A 15847-nucleotide genomic window follows, 5' to 3' on the forward strand; every position below is an offset into this window, starting at 1 on the left:
TACTTAATAGTAAGTAGCGGTGAGAGTCGGACGGTATTACTGGGCCGAAATAGAGCCTTTTGCGTGTGTTGTATGTAGCGCTTTTCTCATCAAAATCAGCGATTCGGCCTTTGTTTATGGCGAGATATCAAACAAAGATGATTTCCATATTTGCCAAGTCTCATAACTTCGGCATGGACGTGTAGGCGCGGCCTTAGGGCGCGAAAGGGCTGCAAAGCAGCCCCCACGCTAGTTGCACTTACACGGAAATATTGGACCGCGCTTACACCGCGCAGCGCCATAGCCGGGCGATATCACCGGCGCGCGCCTGCAGCAGCTCGCGGGCGTTGGCGCACGCCTGCTCCAGGCTCATCGGCCCGCTGGCCAACGCAAAGGCCGCGTCGATGCCGTGGCCATACAACTGCTGATACCCCTCCCCCAGCGTGCCCGCCAGCACCACCACCGGTACACCATGGCGCTTGGCGACCCGGGCCACGCCCATTGGCGTCTTGCCACGTAGGGTCTGGGCATCGAAACGTCCCTCGCCGGTCAGCACCAGGTCGGCGCCTTGTACCAGCGCGTCCAGGCCGGCCAGCTCTGCCACCACCTCGACGCCAGGGCGGAACTGCGCGCCCATGAACGCCTTGGCCGCAAAGCCCATGCCGCCTGCAGCGCCGCAGCCCGGGAAGTCACGCACGTCCTCGCCCAGCAAGTGCGCGCAGTGATCAGCAAAGTGGCCCAGTGCCTGGTCCAGTGCTTCTACTTGCTGCGGGTTTGCCCCTTTCTGCGGGCCGAAGATCGCCGAAGCGCCATTGGCACCGCAGAGTGGGTTGTCGACGTCGGCAGCAACCTCGACCTGGACCTCTGCCAGCCGAGGGTCGAGGTCGCTGGCATCGATACGTGCCAGCTTTGCCAGGGCCAGCCCCCCTTCTTCCAGTGCTTGCCCCTCGGCATCCAGCAGCCGCAGCCCCAGGGCGCGCAGCATGCCACTGCCGCCGTCATTGGTCGCGCTGCCGCCAATGGCCAAGACAATGCGGCGGGCACCCGCAGCCAAGGCGGCGGCGATCAGTTCGCCCGTGCCCCAGGTGCTGCTGCGGCAGGCATCACGCTGCTGGGTGGGCACCAATTGCAGGCCGCTGGCCTGGGCCATTTCGATGATCGCCGTGCGGCTCTGCGGCAGCCAACCCCAGCCGGCCTCGACGCTGTGCCCTAACGGCCCACGTACAGCCAGGCGGCGTAATTCGCCCTGGCTGGCTGCCAAGATGGCGTCCATGGTGCCTTCACCGCCGTCGGCCATGGGGCATTCGACCAGCTCGGCATCCGGCCACACCTCGGCCAGGCCAGTGGCAATGGCGCGGGCGACACCGGCAGCGTCGAGGCTGTCCTTGAACGAGTCGGGGGCGATGACGATCTTCATGGGGATTCTCCTGTCCAGATGAGCGGCATGCTGACAGTTGCCTGGCAAGGTGGCCTCGGTCAAATGCACAAGACGGCGGAGGCGTTGTTTGGGCAAATGCCTTTGGCCAGCGCTTCACTCAGCTCGCAACAACTGCAACCCCAGGTACAGGCTGAGCATCCCCTCCATCCGCAAGGGGTCGACCTCGCCCAGTTCGGCGATCCGCTCCAGCCGGTAGCGCAGGCTGTTGCGGTGAATGCCCAAGGCGTCGGCACAAGCCTGGCTCTGGCCATCATGGGCACACCAGGCGCGCAGGGTCGCAATCAGCTGTCCACTGGCGTCCTTGGCGCGGATGCGTTGCAGCGGTTGCAACAGCTCATCCAGCGCATCGTCATTGCGATGCCGCCACAGCAAGGCCGGTAGCCGGTACCGCTCAAGGCTGAGCAGGCGCTCGGCCGGCAGCACCTCTTGCCCATAAGCCAGCAGGTCGCGCACCCGGCGATAACCACGGCGCAGTTGTTCCAGGCTTTGCGCCACGCACCCCAGGGCCAAGCGCTCAACCTGCCAGCCGTGACGCTCGAGGCGCTCCAGCAACCGCGCGTCGTCCAGCACCAGACCCGCCGGGCGACACCACAGCAGCGATTGCCGTGCGGGGCTGACGCACCAGCTGTCCGGGTAACGGCTCATCAGCCAGGACGACAGGGCTTCGGCAGGCGGCCCTGATTCCAGCTCGAACAGGCAAGGTACCCTTGGCAGTTGCGGCTTCAGGCCGAGCTGACGGGCTTCATCGAGCAGCCGAGGCGAATCGCCGCTGCCGCCTAACAGCAAGGCGAGCAGGTCGTCGCAGCGTTGCCGCCGCCATTGCTGTTCAACCTGCAGGTGGCGCTGGGCCAGGAGCATTTCAGCAGTCATGCGCACCAGTTCGCCATAGGTACGCAGCTGCTGCGGGTCGCCGGTCAAGCCCAACACCCCCATCAGCCGGCCATCGAGCATCAATGGCAGGTTCACCCCGGGCTGCACGCCTTTGAGGCACTTGGCCGCGTCCACGTCGAGCTCGACGATCCGGCCGTTGGCCAGCACCAGTTGTGCGCCTTCGTGGCGGGTGTTGATGCGCTCCGGCTCGCCACTGCCCAGGATCAACCCCTGGCTGTCCATGACATTGACGTTGCACGGCAAAATGGCCATCGCCCGATCAACGATATCCTGCGCCAGGTCATGGTCGAGTTCGAACATTCAAGGGTCCTTAGGGTGGTAGGCTTTGGTCCCGGGCACAGCGCCCCTGGTCAATCGCTGTGCAAAAGCACAAAGACAGGCACGTCGCTGTCCCCGAGACTCGTCAGGGCGAGCGCCGGAACAGGCGACGCGGTGACAACCATAACAACAGAGAACCCGATCATGGCACACAGCCCCGCCCCTGACCAAGGCACGGATACCACCCGCAATGCGCTGTACCGGCGCATCACCCTGCGGCTGATTCCGTTCATTTTCATCTGCTACCTGTTCAACTACCTGGACCGCGTCAACGTCGGCTTTGCCAAGCTGCAGATGCTCGACGCGCTGAAATTCAGCGAAACGGTATACGGCCTTGGCGCCGGTATCTTCTTCATCGGCTACGTCCTCTGCGGCCTGCCGAGCAACCTGGCGCTCAACCGCTTCGGCCCCCGGCGCTGGATCGCGCTGATGATGATCGCCTGGGGCAGCCTCTCGACCTGCCTGCTGTTCGTCACCACCCCCACCGAGTTCTACACCCTGCGCCTGCTGACCGGCGCGGCTGAAGCCGGCTTCTTCCCTGGCGTGGTGCTGTACCTCTCGCGCTGGTTCCCGGCTGCCCGTCGCGGCGGCATCATGGCCTTGTTCATGTCGGCGATCCCGGTGTCGGGGCTGTTGGGCGGGCCGTTTTCCGGCTGGATCCTCGAACATTTCGCCGCCGGCCAGCATGGCCTTGCCGGTTGGCAATGGCTGTTCCTGATCCAGGGCCTGCCCACCGTCGTTCTGGGTTGCCTGGCAATCCGCCTGCTCAGCGACGGCTACCAGAAAGCCGCCTGGCTGAGCCCGGCCGAACGCCAATTGATCGAAGCCGACCTGAAGGCCGATGCCGCGAGTAAACCCGCCACCACCGGTGACGGCGTGCTCGCGGTGTTGACCAACCCGTTGATCTGGACGTTCGGCTTCGTCTACTTCTGCATCCAGAGCGGTGTGTACGCGATCAACTTCTGGCTGCCGTCGATCATCAAGAACATGGGCTTCGACAACCCCCTGTTGATTGGCTGGCTGAGCGCCATTCCGTACCTGTTGGCGGGTGTGTTCATGATCGTCTGCGGGCGTTCGGCAGACCGGCGCAACGAACGTCGCTGGCACTTGGTGGTGCCGATGTTGATGGGCGCCATTGGCCTGTTGATTGCGGTCAACTTCGCCGGCAACCCGACCATCGCCATTCTTGGCCTGTCGATCGCCACCATGGGCGCCCTCACCGGCCTGCCGATGTTCTGGCCAATGCCTACCGCCCTGCTCAGCGCGGGTGCAGCCGTGGCCGGCCTTGCGCTGATCAACTCGGTGGGCCAGATGGCCGGCTTCCTCAGCCCGTACCTGGTGGGTTTCATCAAGGACCAGACCGGCTCGACCGATGCTGCGCTGTATTCGTTGGCGGCATTGATCGTGGTCGGTAGCCTGGTGGCGCTGCGGGTAACGCGCGCAGGGGCGTTGGCCACGGCCAAGGCCAACTAGAACGCCTGTGTAGGAGCAGCCTTGTGCTGCGAAGAGGCCGGTGATAGCAGCGAACACTTGCTGTGTGATCACCGGCCTCTTCGCAGCACAAGGCTGCTCCTACAGGGCAATGACCCCGATCGTCGGCTCGGGTCAGCAACTCATCACCACAGGCGTCAAATGGTTCCAAAGGCCCCTTTGGAGAACCCCCATGACCCAGCACGCCGTGGCCCGCCTCGATCAGCTCGACCCCAACCGCCCCCTGCGTGTGCAGGCCGGCAGTGAAGAACTCATCCTGATCCGCCAGGGCGACCTGGTGCATGCCTACCAGGCCAACTGCCCGCACGCTGGCGCCCCGCTCGAAGAGGGCGTGATCTGCTCGGGGCTGCTGGTCTGCCCATGGCACAAGGCGGCGTTTGCCGTGGACGAAGGTGCGGTGTGCGAACCGCCGGCACTGGCCAACCTGCGCCGCTACCGTGCGTGGGTCAAAGGTGATGAGGTGTGGGTGGATGACCAACCCCTGGCCAAGGCCGAGCCACCGCGGCACAGCGATGCCCGTTGTTTCGTGGTAGTCGGTGCCGGCGCCGCCGGCAGTGCCGCCGTCGCTACCTTGCTGCGGCACGGTTTCGCCGGCCGCCTGGTCTGGCTCGACCAGGAACACCAGCCGGCCTACGACCGGACCGCGCTTAGTAAATTCGTCATTGCTGGGCAAATGCCACCTGATGAAGTCCCTGCCCTGCTCGAAGCGGATGACTTGCGCAAAGGCCACCTGACCCGTCAGCACGGCAAGGTCCGCACACTCAACAGCGAGAAACGCCAGATCATCCTTGCCGACGGCCAGCACATCGACTATGACGCTTGCCTACTGGCAACGGGCGGTAAAGCGCAACGTCCAGCGCTCCCGGGGGCAGATCTGCCGGGTGTATTCACCCTGCGCTCACGTGAGGACGCCGCGCTGTTGCTCGACGCTGCAGAACCCGGGCAGCCGGTGGTGATCGTCGGCGACGGTTTCATCGGCCTGGAGGCCGCCGCTGCACTGCGCAAGTACGGCCTGCAGGTGCACCTGGTCACCCGCCATGAGGTGCCGTTGGCCAAACAGTTGGGTGAACGTATCGGGCGCAGCATTCGCGAACTGCACGAACGCAAAGGCGTGGTCTTTCACGGCCCCACCGAAGTCGAACGTTTCGAAGGCCAGGCTAAGGTGGAGGCCGTGTTGCTGGCCAACGGTGAACGGCTGCAGACGCCATTGGTATTGCTGGGCACCGGGGTCAAACCTGCCACAGCCTATGTGCAAGGGGTGACGCTGGCCGACGATAAATCGCTGCCGGTCAATGCCGAAATGCGTGCGGCACCCGGGCTGTGGGCCGCTGGCGATATCGCCACCTTCCCCCTGGCTGGCCGGCCCGTGCGCATCGAACACTGGCGCCTGGCCCAGCAACACGGCGTGATTGCTGCGGCCAACATGCTCGGCGAGCAGCGCCGCTACGAAGATGTGCCGTTCTTCTGGACCTACCAGCATGGGCGCACCTATGAAGTCCTGGGGCATGCACGGGACTGGAACCGCATCGAGTTCGTCGGCCAGCCGGAGCAAGGCGATTTCGTCGCGCTGCAATGCGTGGATGAGCAAGTCGAGGCCGTCATCGCCAAGGGCTACTCGGATGCCATGGCGCAGCTGTCGCAGCGGATGAAGCGGCCGTTGCGCCTGGACGAGGCGCTGAAGCTGATTGGCTGACTTTTCCGGGAAAAAATCAGCTATGGTTTCCCCACCTCTAATAACAAGTATTTCGTGGAGCGCCCATGGCCGCGCACACCCCTTCACCCCGCGCCAGTGAACTGGCCGCCTTCGTCGACTGCCACTTCGCCGAGCGCGGCCTGACGCCAGAACCGGTGATTGCCGAATCCTGGTACCGCAGCCTCACCCAGCACCGCCTGGACCCTGAACTGCGCCACGTCGACAACATCCTCAGCGCTGCCGAAATCCGCCAGCACCAGGCCCAACACGAGGCCTACCTGAGCATCGCCAGCCAAGGTGTCAGTGGCCTGGCAAGGCGTGTGGTGGACGCCGGTTTTGCCGTGCTGCTCAGCGACGCCGACGGCATTACCCTTGATGCCCGCCTGCCAGCCGACCACCAGCGTTACACCCGCTCCGGGTTGATTGTCGGCGCGCGCTGGGACGAGTCGATCGCCGGTACCAACGGCATCGGCACTGCACTGGCCTCGCAGCAAGCGCTGACCATCCACCGTCAGGAACACTTCCTGGCAACCAACGCCCGGCTCAGTTGCTCGGTGGCACCGATCTTCGATGCCCATAACCAACTGCTCGGCTGCCTCAACGCGACCTGCCTCTATAACGACGGCCCCAAGCAGGCCCAGCACCTGACCTTGCAGTTGGTGACCCTGTACGCCCGGCTTATTGAGAACAGCCATTTCCGCCAGCGCTACCGCGACTGCCTGACGTTGGCCATCAAGCCGCGTGACGATTTCTCCGACCTTGCCGCCGAGCAACTGCTGGCCCTGGACGAAGGCGGCCGGGTGATAGGCGCCAATCGGGCGGCCTTCCTGGCGCATGCCGGCACGCTGTTGGGCGTGGCGATCGAGCAACTGCTGCCTGCCAACATCGACCAATTGCTCGACCTTACGCGCGGCGGTGCCCGTGGCACTCAATTGCACGGGCATGTGCAGGCGCATCTGCTGGACGTCGGCCTGCGTATACCGGCCGGCTACCGCCAATCCACGCCGTCGCGGCCCCTGCCCGCGCGGGCGGCGTACCCCACGCTTGAGCAATTGGCAGGCGAGGATGCGCAGTTGCAACAGGGAGTGAAACGCCTGCGCAAGGTGCTCGACAAGGACATCGCCATTTTGTTGAACGGCGAAACCGGTACCGGCAAGGAGGCCTTCGCCCGTGCCTTGCACCAGGCTAGCCAGCGCCACGCCAAACCCTTCGTCGCACTCAACTGTGCAGCGATACCCGAGTCGCTGATCGAAAGCGAACTGTTCGGCTACCGCGCTGGCAGCTTTACAGGTGCCAATCGCAAGGGCATGAAAGGCAAGCTGGAGCAGGCCAATGGCGGCACGTTGTTCCTGGATGAGATCGGTGACATGCCAACGCACCTGCAAACGCGCCTGCTGCGGGTGCTTGCCGAACGCGAACTGGTACCTCTGGGCGCAGAGGCGCCGGTGACGCTGGATATTCAGGTGATTTCGGCAACGCACCAGGACCTGCAAGCCATGATCGGTGATAGAGGCTTTCGCGAAGATCTTTACTACCGGCTATGCGGCATGCGCATGACGCTGCCGGCATTGCGTGAGCGCAGTGACCGACGTGAATTGATCGAGCGGTTGTTGGCGGGGTTGCCGGGAGGGGCTGGTTTGCGTTTGAGCGATGAGGCCCGGCGTTGCTTGCTGGGGTATGCCTGGCCGGGGAACGTGCGGCAGTTGCTCAATACGTTGCGCCAGGCGGTAGCGCTGGCGGAAGGTGGGGTCATAGAGCTGGCAGATTTGCCGGAGGAGCTACTGAACCGTGCAGTGCCTGCCAGGCCAAAAGTGCTGGAACAGCAGGTCGAAGATGCCGAGGCGCGGCACTTGCTGGAGGTTTTGAAGCGAGAGCGCTGGAACATGAGCCTGGCGGCAGAGGCTGCGGGGATTTCGCGGTCGACGTTGTATCGGAAAATGAAGCGGTACGGGATCGTTCAGCCGAACCAGTTGGGGTGACTGTACCGGCCTCTTCGCGGGCAAGCCCGCGAAGAGGCCGGTAAACCCAACCCTTATCCCTGGATGTACACCACCTGCGTACGCGTGTATTCATACAACCCGTGCTTGCCATCCGCCCCGCCGATCCCGGACTTGCGCGCCCCAGCATGGAAGCCCTGCATGGCCTCGAAGTTCTCGCGGTTGATGTAGGTCTCGCCAAAATCGATCTCGCGGCTAGCCTTCAACGCCGCGTTCAGGTCGCGGGTGTACAGCGAAGACGTCAGCCCGTACTCGCTGTCATTGGCCAAGGCAATCGCCTCGTCCAGGTCATCGACCACCTGGATCGGCAGCACCGGCCCAAAAATTTCCTTGCGCATGATCTCCATGTCGGCGGCGCAGCCCGCGAGCACGGTTGGTTGGTAATGGAACCCGGCCCCCAGGTCCGCTACCTGCCCGCCGGTCACCAACTGGGCGCCCTGCCCGACCGCCGTGCGCACCATCTGCGCTACCTTGTCGAGCCCGGCCTGGTTGATCAGTGGCCCCATGTCCAGGTCGGCCTGGCGCGACGGGTCGCCGTATCGGGTCGCTGCCATAGCCTGGGCAACCTTGTCGACGAACGCGTCGGCCACCTTGCGCGCCACATACACCCGCTCGGCGCAGTTGCACACTTGGCCAGTATTGATCACCCGCGAGGCAACAATGGCTTTCGTCGCCAAGTCCAGGTCAGCGTCCGCGAGCACGATCGCCGGGGCCTTGCCGCCCAGTTCAAGGTTGAGCTTGGTGATGTTCGGCGCTGCCGCCGCCATGATCCGTGCGCCCGTGGCGACGCTGCCGGTAAAGCTGACCAGGTCGATACCGGCATGGCTCGACAGCCCATGGCCGACGCTGGCCCCCTTGCCACCGACGACGTTAAACACCCCGGCTGGCAGGTCGGTCTCGGCCACCAGCTTGGCGAACTCATAGCAGTTGATGGGCGTTTCTTCACTGGGCTTGATCACGATGGTATTGCCCGTGAGCAGCGCCGGCGCCATCTTGCGGGCGATGAGGAAGAACGGGAAGTTCCAGGGCAGTATCCCAGCCACCACACCCAGCGGCTTGCGCATCAGGAAAATGTGCTCGTTGGCACGGTCGCTGGTCAGTACCTCGCCTTCGAGGCGCCGCGCCCATTCCGCCATGTAGTCGAGGTAGTCGGCGGTGAAGTTCACCTCGACCTGCGCCAGTCCCGGCACCTTGCCGCCTTCCTGGGTGATGATGCGCGCTAAGCGGTCGGCATTGGCACGCACCTTGGCGGCGATCTGACGCAGGTAGCCGGCGCGTTCGATGGCAGGTTTCGCTGCCCAGCCTTTTTGCGCGTTGCGTGCCGCTGCAATGGCCCGCTCCACCTGATCGACCGGCGACTCCGGCACACGCCCCAGTAACTGCGCGTTGGCCGGGTTGTACACCTCGATCAGCCCCTCGCTGGGTACGAAGGCGTTGTCGATGTAGTTCTGGTAGATCGCTTCAGTCATGGTCATCTCACTCCTGTGACGGGTTGTCGGCCAGTGACGGCTGGGCAGCCGGCTTGGCGCTGAATTGCTGCCAGGCGTTGCCTTCGCTTTTCAGGTCGTGGGCTCGCTTGATGAGGTACTGGTGCACCTGCTCGACTTGCTCGGGCTTGAGGTTGTCGGCAAACGACGGCATCCCATCCGGCACGCGGCCGCCATAGAGGATCCCGAGGAACATCTGGTGTTTATCAGCACTGAGTTTGCGCAAATCTGGCAGTACACCGCCGCTGACGGCATGGATGCCGTGGCACTGTGAGCAGTTGCCGTCGTACAGGGCCGCACCGGCGGCGACAGTCTTGGCGTCGGCGGTCAATGGTGGGGGTTCGGGCGCATTGGCGGGGGGCGCTGGCTCACGCAATTTGGCGGTACCGCCAATCTTGTAGGTCAGCACTTGCGAGAACGGCTGTACCCCGGCACGCAACGACAACGCCCCGGCAAACGTCGAGAAGGCCCCGCCCCAGCCGGCCATGAAGGTGACGTACTGCTCGCCATCGACCGAATAGGTGATCGGCGCTGCCATCACGCCACTGGCGGCGGGTGATTCCCACAGCTTCTTGCCGGTGTCAGCGGCATAAGCGATCACACGGCCATCGGCGCTGCCCTCGAACACCAGGTTGCCGGCGGTGCTCAGGGTGCCGCCGTTGAAGATGGTGATGTAGGGCACCTCCCAGGCCGGCGCCTGTTTCACCGGGTCCCAGGCGATCAGCTTGCCGGACCAGGTCTTGGCCATTTCCAGCAGGCCATCGGCACCCTCGGGCATCATGCCGGTGCGTAACCCCAGCTGGTACACGCTTTTGAACGGGTTGCGCTTGGGCGCTTCGGGGATGTGCTCGTAATAGGCCGACATGATATGCGCCGGGATGTACACCAGGCCGGTGTTGGGGTTGTACGACATTGGGTGCCAGTCATGCGCGCCCCAGAATGCCGGGGTCACCAGCTTGCGCTTGCCGTCCTTCCAGTAGGCCGCTGCCTCGTCGTCGAGAATCGGCCGCCCGGTTTTCATGTCGATGCCCTTGGCCCAGTTCACCGGCACGATATTCTTCGCGGACAGCAACTCGCCGGTGGCCCGGTCGAGCACATAGAAGAAGCCATTCTTGGGCGCCTGCATCAACACCTTGCGTTGTTTGCCCTTGATCGGCAGCTCGGCGAGAATCATGTGCTGGGTGGCGGTGAAGTCCCAGGCATCACCGGGGGTGGTCTGGTAGTGCCAGGCGTATTCGCCCGTATCGGCATTGACGGCGACAATCGACGACAGGAACAGGTTGTCGCCTTTGGCCTGGCTGCGCCATTTAGGGTCCCACATCGAGCCGTTGCCAACGCCGATGTACAACAGGTTCAGCTCAGGGTCGTAGGCGAACGAATCCCAGGCCGTGCCGCCGCCGCCCCACTCGACGAAGGCATCGCCGTGCCAGGTCTTGCTGGCAATCTCCATGGCCTTGTCTTCAGGCGGCAGCTTGGGGTCACCCGGCACGGTGAAGAAGCGCCAGGCCTGCTTGCCGGTTTCGGCGTCATAGGCCGTCACATAGCCACGCACACCAAATTCAGCCCCACCGTTGCCAATGATGACCTTGCCGTTGACCACCCGCGGCGCACCGGTGATGGTGTAGCTGCGCTTATGGTCGTCGCGGGTGTCCACCGACCACACGCGCTGGCCGGTCTTGGCATCGATCGCCTCCAGGCGCCCGTCCAGTACGCCGACGTAGACCTTGCCCTGCCACACGGCCACGCCGCGGTTTACCGCATCACAGCACGCCTCACCGGCGCGATTGCGGTCTGACTGCGGGTCGTATTTCCACAGCAGCTTGCCGTTGCGGGCATCCAAGGCATACACCACGGAAAACGGCCCCGTGGTGTACATCACCCCATCGACCACGATAGGCGTGGCTTCTACACCCCGGTCCAGGTCGAGCTTATAGCTCCAAGCCAGGCCCAATTGATTGACGTTGTCCTGGTTGATGGCCTTGAGCGGGCTGAAGCGTTGTTCATCGTAGGTACGGCCGTGGCTCATCCAGTTGCCAGGTTCCTGGTCGGCCTGGATGATCCGCTTGCCATCCACTTCTGCAGCAAAAGCGGTTGCGCAGCACGCCAAGGCAAGGGCCAGGCAGCCCAAGGCGTGCGGAAGGGGCCGGCGGTGCGGGCCTGTTCGGTTCATGGTCGGTTCTCCGTTCTTGTTATGGCGACACCGCATCAGGCGTCGATAACAGACAGAGCAACGGCTGTGCCAGCATCACCCAGCATCCTCGAAACAGGCATTACAGAGCGGTTGCTAGCCAAACGGCCGGGCAATGGCTGAGGCCTGCACATGCAGCAGCCATGGCACAGCTGATGCAGGCATGACACAGGTGTGTCAGCCACTGTGGCGGGCTTTCAATGGCGTGCGGTTGTGTGTAAAACAGGCAGACAAGCCCACTGCAAAGGACTCAACCGCATGATCTACCGTCCCCTTGGCCAGAGTGGCCTGCAGGTTTCCGCCCTTACCCTGGGCAGCATGATGTTCGGCGAGCAGACCAGCACCGAGGACTCACTGCGGATCATCGAAAAAGCCTGGGACCAGGGCATCAACTTCATCGACACCGCCGATGTCTACAACAGCGGGCGTTCGGAAGAAATCGTCGGCGAAGCCGTGGCGCGCCATCGCCAGGACTGGATAGTGGCGTCCAAGGTCGGCTTTGGCCCGGCCGACGGCCTGCCCAACCGCAGCGGGCTTTCGCGCAAGCACATCTTCAATGCCATCGACGCGACGCTCACGCGCATGGACCTGGACTACCTCGACGTTTACTACCTGCACCGCGAAGACCACAAGGTACCGCTGGAAGAAACCGTGCAAGCCATCGGCGACCTGCTGCGCCAAGGCAAGATCCGTTATTGGGGCGTCTCCAACTTCCGCGGCTGGCGCATTGCCGAGCTGTGCCACCTGGCCGAGCGACTCGGCGTGGCCAAGCCGGTGGTGAGCCAGCCGCTGTACAACATCGTCAACCGCCAGGCAGAACCCGAACAGCTGACCGCTGCGGCCTACCATGGCCTGGGCGTGGTGCCGTTCAGCCCCTTGGCCCGCGGTGTGCTCAGCGGCAAGTACGCACCCGGCTCGGTGCCAGATGCCAGCAGCCGTGCCGGGCGCCAGGACAAGCGGATCATGGAAGTGGAATGGCGCCAGGAATCATTGGCCATCGCCCGCCAGATCCAGGCGTATGTCGAAGCCAAGGGCGTGGGCATCGTCGAGTTCGCGATTGCCTGGGTACTTAATAACCAACTAGTGAGTTCGGCCATTGTCGGGCCGCGCACCGAAGCACAATGGGACACCTATGCCGGCGCATTGAACGTGAAAATCACGGCGGAGGATGAAGCGTTCATCGATTCGCTGGTAACGCCGGGCCATGCCTCGACGCCAGGGTTCAATGACGTGGCGCACTACGTGAGTGGGCGACTGGCGCGCAATTGATGGCAGCCGTTTGATTGAAGCCAAGGGGCCGCAAAGCCGCTTGGCGGCTCTACCGCGCTGCGGCAGATACAAAAAAAGCTCCCTATCTTTCGATACGGAGCTTTTCTTTACACGCCACACAATTGCCAGGCTTCACGCCGTTCGATCAAGCACCCAGGTCAACCCGCAAGGTTGCAAGCACCTGTTCGAACGCCGAGCCGGCGGGTGCGTGTCTTACTCAGGTCGCACTTGGGCGGCCTGCATGCCTTTTTGCCCTTTTTCGGCAACAAAGCTAACAGTCTGGCCTTCTTTCAGCGACTTGAAGCCGTCCGATTCAATGGCTTTGAAATGAACGAAGAGGTCGTCGCCACCACCCGCTGGGGTAATGAAGCCGAACCCTTTTTCATCGTTGAACCATTTAACTGTACCGGTTTGTCTGTTGGACATGCTCTGAGCCCTCGATGGCTTATTTGATGCGTTTTACGTGAAATTACAACGAGGGCCTTATCAAACAACCAGCCCCTGCAGTGGCATATTGAGCGCTTTGGCGACGATAAGCTACTAAGAATTCCACCAAGCCGCAAAATAGCTGTGCCCTGTACCCGATTTCCCCCGCAAAATGGGGGCTGCGGCGGTAAACAGAATCTTCGTTTAATCGCCCCTGGGCGGTACTGCAGCCGGCCCCAGGTAACGCGAAGTCCACTCAGCCAGTGGCAATGGGGGTTGCTGATCGACGATACGCCGCCAGATCAAGCCCAGGTCATGCCCGTTGAACATCGATGCCACCCCTGCCCCTCGCCACGCCGTGGGCGTGTCGGCAATCCAGTGCCCCTGGCTGTCGCGGTGGGCCATGTTGAAGCGGAAAGTGTAGTTGCCGGGGATGCCCATGCGCAGGTCGGTCACCACCAGGGCGCCGTCGATTTCGTCATAGCGCAACCAATCATCCGTGAACCAACGCAGGCGTTGATGCAAAGGCGCACCGGCAAGCGCAGCGGCCAGCTCAAGGTTGCGTGGCAGGCGCTGCATTTCTGGCGGTTGCTGGTCGAACCCGCTGCTGACGCCTTCGTAGTAGTCGCCGTCCGGCGTCTTGGCCAGTACGCGCCAGATCAGGCTGTTGAAGGCAATCGGCACGGCACGTACGTCGCTGACCGTGATGCCCTGCTGGTCCAACGCGGCCTGAAAGCGTTGCTCCGCCTGCATGCGCCCAGCCAGGCCAAAGCCGAGGTAGGCCGTACTGAAAACCAGTGCCAGGGTCAGCAGCCGCACGGCAGTGCCCGTCACGCCCTTGGCGAGGGTGTAAATCACTGCCGCCAGCAGCGGCACGGTGTAGACAGGGTCGATGATGAACACCGCAGCCCAGCTTTGCGGGGTCAGCGCCAACGGCCAGAACAGTTGCGTGCCATACACGGTAAAGGCGTCCAGCACCGGGTGCGTGACCAGCACCAGCCAGAACGCGAGGAACAGGCGCGGCACGGTATAGCCTTTGCCTGGCCAGCACCTGTTGACGCACCAGGCCAGCAGCAGCGCCAGCCCGGTCAGGACGAAAAGGGAGTGGGAGAACCCCCGGTGGTAGGTCATCTGCGACACCGGGTCGGCGTAGCGGATGACCACGTCCAGGTCGGGCAATGTGGCCAGCGCTGCGCCGTACAGCAGCGCTCGGCGGCCCTGGATGCGACCGAGCACAGTGCCCTGTAGGGCGGCGCCGAGTACGGCTTGGGTCAATGAGTCCAAGGCGGGATTTCCTGAGAGGATGACGCGTGAAAGCTAACCCCCTCTACCCTCTGGGTGCAAATGCGGCTCAGTGACAAAAGATGGCAGCTGGGTTTTCACAACAACTGCCAGGTGTACACCAGGGTCAAGCGATTCTCGTCGATATCACTGCGGTAGTTGGACCGTGCCATGGCATTTCTCACGCGAATGCCCAGGCCTTTCAACGCCCCACTCTGCACCGCATAGCCGATATCCAGGTCGCGCTCCCGGTCACGGCCCTCGTAGCCCTGCCCGGTATCGACATTGTTGCCGGTGATGTAGCGCACCGTTGCCGTCAGCCCCGGTACGCCCATGGCGGCAAAATTGTAGTCGTAGCGCACCTGATAGGAACGCTCGTCGGTGTAGGCGAACTCGTAGGTTGGCACCTCGTTGCCCAAGGGGGAGATGTTGGCAAATACTCGCGGGAACGGGCTGTCGCCATAAATGCCCTGATACCCTGCATGGAAGCTGTGCCCGCCATGGCGGGCGGTGAACAGCGAGAAGAATGCCTGGTTATCGATACTGCCCAGCAGGGCGTCGCCGTCCTCGCGGGCGGTGAAATAGCCAAGGTTGGCGCTCAGCACCCAGTCGCCGACAGGTTTGCTGTGTTTGAGGCCGACAAAGCCTTGCTCGTAGATATCTTCCAACTGCCCGTACCACAGGCTGACACTGCTTTGGTTCGCATTGAACGCGTAGTCGCCCCCCACATAGTTGAACGCATCACCTTCAGCCTGACGCATTGGCACGTGGCCGAGCATGGCATTCATCTTGCCGTCGCCGCCCTCGTTGCGCAGGTGGGTTGAGGTCAGGTGCCCGGCTTGCAAGGTCAGCCCCTGCAGCTCGGTCGACAACAGGCTGGCACCTTGGTAAGTCGGCGGCAGCAGGCGGATATCACTGAACGTGAGCACTGGCAGGTTGGGCTGCAGTTCGCCCACCCGCAGCTCGGTTTTCGACAGCCTGGCCTTGAACGTCGGCGCCAGGCGGCTGTATTCGTCTGCGGCGCGGCCATCGCCATGCACCGGCAACAGGCCGGTATTGACCCGGTCGGGGCTGCTGTCGAGTTTGACGCCCAGCAGGCCGAGTGCATCCACCCCGAACCCCACCGTGCCAGGCGTGTACCCCGATTTGAAGTCAAGTATGAAGCCCTGGGCCCACTCCTCGGCCTTGGACTGTTGATTGGCGCCGACAATGTCGGAGAAGTCGCGGCTGAAATAGTAATTACGGGCACTGAGGCTGGCCTTCGAATCCTCGAAGAAGCCGCCTTCAGCAGCCAGCAGCGGTGGGCTGAGCAATGCCAGGCCAATAGCGACGCAAGGGGTGTGGTTCATTCCGAAGCTCTCTTGATCTTGTTTTTATGGAATAAAGCGC

At 63.1% G+C, this 15847-nt stretch carries 11 protein-coding genes; 4 read left to right on the forward strand and 7 right to left on the reverse strand.

Going from position 1 to position 15847, the window contains the following annotated elements; translation table 11 throughout:
• Positions 1-262 precede the first annotated feature (262 nt).
• Together D886_RS0118955 and D886_RS0118960 are read right to left on the reverse strand one after the other, a co-directional pair.
• A complete protein-coding gene (locus D886_RS0118955) occupies positions 263-1396 on the reverse strand; it encodes a glycerate kinase (protein ID WP_027595412.1) in 1134 nt (377 codons plus the stop codon).
• Between the two features lie 114 nt (positions 1397-1510).
• Complete coding sequence (locus D886_RS0118960) at positions 1511-2608, reverse strand: sugar diacid recognition domain-containing protein (protein ID WP_027595413.1); 1098 nt, start codon at positions 2606-2608, stop codon at positions 1511-1513.
• A 162-nt stretch (positions 2609-2770) separates the two neighbouring features.
• Here D886_RS0118960 and D886_RS0118965 point away from each other — a divergent pair, with 162 nt between their 5' ends.
• From D886_RS0118965 to D886_RS0118975, 3 genes are all read left to right on the forward strand, one after another.
• Complete coding sequence (locus D886_RS0118965; protein ID WP_027595414.1) at positions 2771-4099, forward strand: MFS transporter; 1329 nt, start codon at positions 2771-2773, stop codon at positions 4097-4099.
• Positions 4100-4289: 190 nt separating this feature from the next.
• Entirely contained in the window at positions 4290-5810 is a 1521-nt protein-coding gene (locus D886_RS0118970) for an FAD-dependent oxidoreductase (RefSeq protein WP_027595415.1), read from the forward strand.
• A gap of 65 nt (positions 5811-5875) precedes the next feature.
• Complete coding sequence (locus D886_RS0118975) at positions 5876-7789, forward strand: sigma-54-dependent Fis family transcriptional regulator (protein WP_027595416.1); 1914 nt, start codon at positions 5876-5878, stop codon at positions 7787-7789.
• A 53-nt stretch (positions 7790-7842) separates the two neighbouring features.
• Here D886_RS0118975 and aldA read toward each other — a convergent pair whose 3' ends face one another.
• On the reverse strand, positions 7843-9276 hold the full coding sequence (gene aldA / locus D886_RS0118980; protein WP_027595417.1) for an aldehyde dehydrogenase: 1434 nt from the start codon (positions 9274-9276) through the stop codon (positions 7843-7845).
• A 7-nt stretch (positions 9277-9283) separates the two neighbouring features.
• Positions 9284-11464 carry a PQQ-dependent dehydrogenase, methanol/ethanol family gene (locus D886_RS0118985; RefSeq protein ID WP_027595418.1) on the reverse strand — a complete coding sequence of 727 codons (2181 nt, stop codon included), beginning with the start codon at positions 11462-11464 and terminating at the stop codon, positions 9284-9286.
• Positions 11465-11740: 276 nt separating this feature from the next.
• Between D886_RS0118985 and D886_RS0118990 the strand changes: the two genes are divergently transcribed.
• A complete protein-coding gene (locus D886_RS0118990; protein WP_027595419.1) occupies positions 11741-12751 on the forward strand; it encodes an aldo/keto reductase in 1011 nt (336 codons plus the stop codon).
• Between the two features lie 213 nt (positions 12752-12964).
• Here the strand turns inward: D886_RS0118990 and D886_RS0118995 are convergent, their stop codons facing one another.
• From D886_RS0118995 to D886_RS0119005, 3 genes are all read right to left on the reverse strand, one after another.
• Positions 12965-13177 (reverse strand): cold-shock protein, encoded by a 213-nt coding sequence (locus tag D886_RS0118995; protein ID WP_027595420.1) that lies wholly within the window; start codon positions 13175-13177, stop codon positions 12965-12967.
• A gap of 204 nt (positions 13178-13381) precedes the next feature.
• A complete protein-coding gene (locus D886_RS0119000) occupies positions 13382-14461 on the reverse strand; it encodes a metal-dependent hydrolase (protein WP_027595421.1) in 1080 nt (359 codons plus the stop codon).
• A gap of 95 nt (positions 14462-14556) precedes the next feature.
• Positions 14557-15807, reverse strand: coding sequence for an OprD family porin (locus D886_RS0119005; RefSeq protein ID WP_027595422.1), 1251 nt, complete (start codon positions 15805-15807; stop codon positions 14557-14559).
• Positions 15808-15847: the final 40 nt, after the last annotated feature.

Source organism: Pseudomonas sp. LAIL14HWK12:I7 (assembly GCF_000483465.1).
In the GTDB taxonomy this organism is placed as follows: domain Bacteria; phylum Pseudomonadota; class Gammaproteobacteria; order Pseudomonadales; family Pseudomonadaceae; genus Aquipseudomonas; species Aquipseudomonas kermanshahensis.

What these genes read in the sequence shown, in the direction of transcription:
- D886_RS0118955 (WP_027595412.1), bottom strand. Translation starts at nt 1,396, where the DNA reads ATGAAGATCGTCATCGCCCCCGACTCGTTCAAGGACAGCCTCGACGCT.
- D886_RS0118960 (WP_027595413.1), bottom strand. Translation starts at nt 2,608, where the DNA reads ATGTTCGAACTCGACCATGACCTGGCGCAGGATATCGTTGATCGGGCG.
- D886_RS0118965 (WP_027595414.1), top strand. Translation starts at nt 2,771, where the DNA reads ATGGCACACAGCCCCGCCCCTGACCAAGGCACGGATACCACCCGCAAT.
- D886_RS0118970 (WP_027595415.1), top strand. Translation starts at nt 4,290, where the DNA reads ATGACCCAGCACGCCGTGGCCCGCCTCGATCAGCTCGACCCCAACCGC.
- D886_RS0118975 (WP_027595416.1), top strand. Translation starts at nt 5,876, where the DNA reads ATGGCCGCGCACACCCCTTCACCCCGCGCCAGTGAACTGGCCGCCTTC.
- aldA (WP_027595417.1), bottom strand. Translation starts at nt 9,276, where the DNA reads ATGACTGAAGCGATCTACCAGAACTACATCGACAACGCCTTCGTACCC.
- D886_RS0118985 (WP_027595418.1), bottom strand. Translation starts at nt 11,464, where the DNA reads ATGAACCGAACAGGCCCGCACCGCCGGCCCCTTCCGCACGCCTTGGGC.
- D886_RS0118990 (WP_027595419.1), top strand. Translation starts at nt 11,741, where the DNA reads ATGATCTACCGTCCCCTTGGCCAGAGTGGCCTGCAGGTTTCCGCCCTT.
- D886_RS0118995 (WP_027595420.1), bottom strand. Translation starts at nt 13,177, where the DNA reads ATGTCCAACAGACAAACCGGTACAGTTAAATGGTTCAACGATGAAAAA.
- D886_RS0119005 (WP_027595422.1), bottom strand. Translation starts at nt 15,807, where the DNA reads ATGAACCACACCCCTTGCGTCGCTATTGGCCTGGCATTGCTCAGCCCA.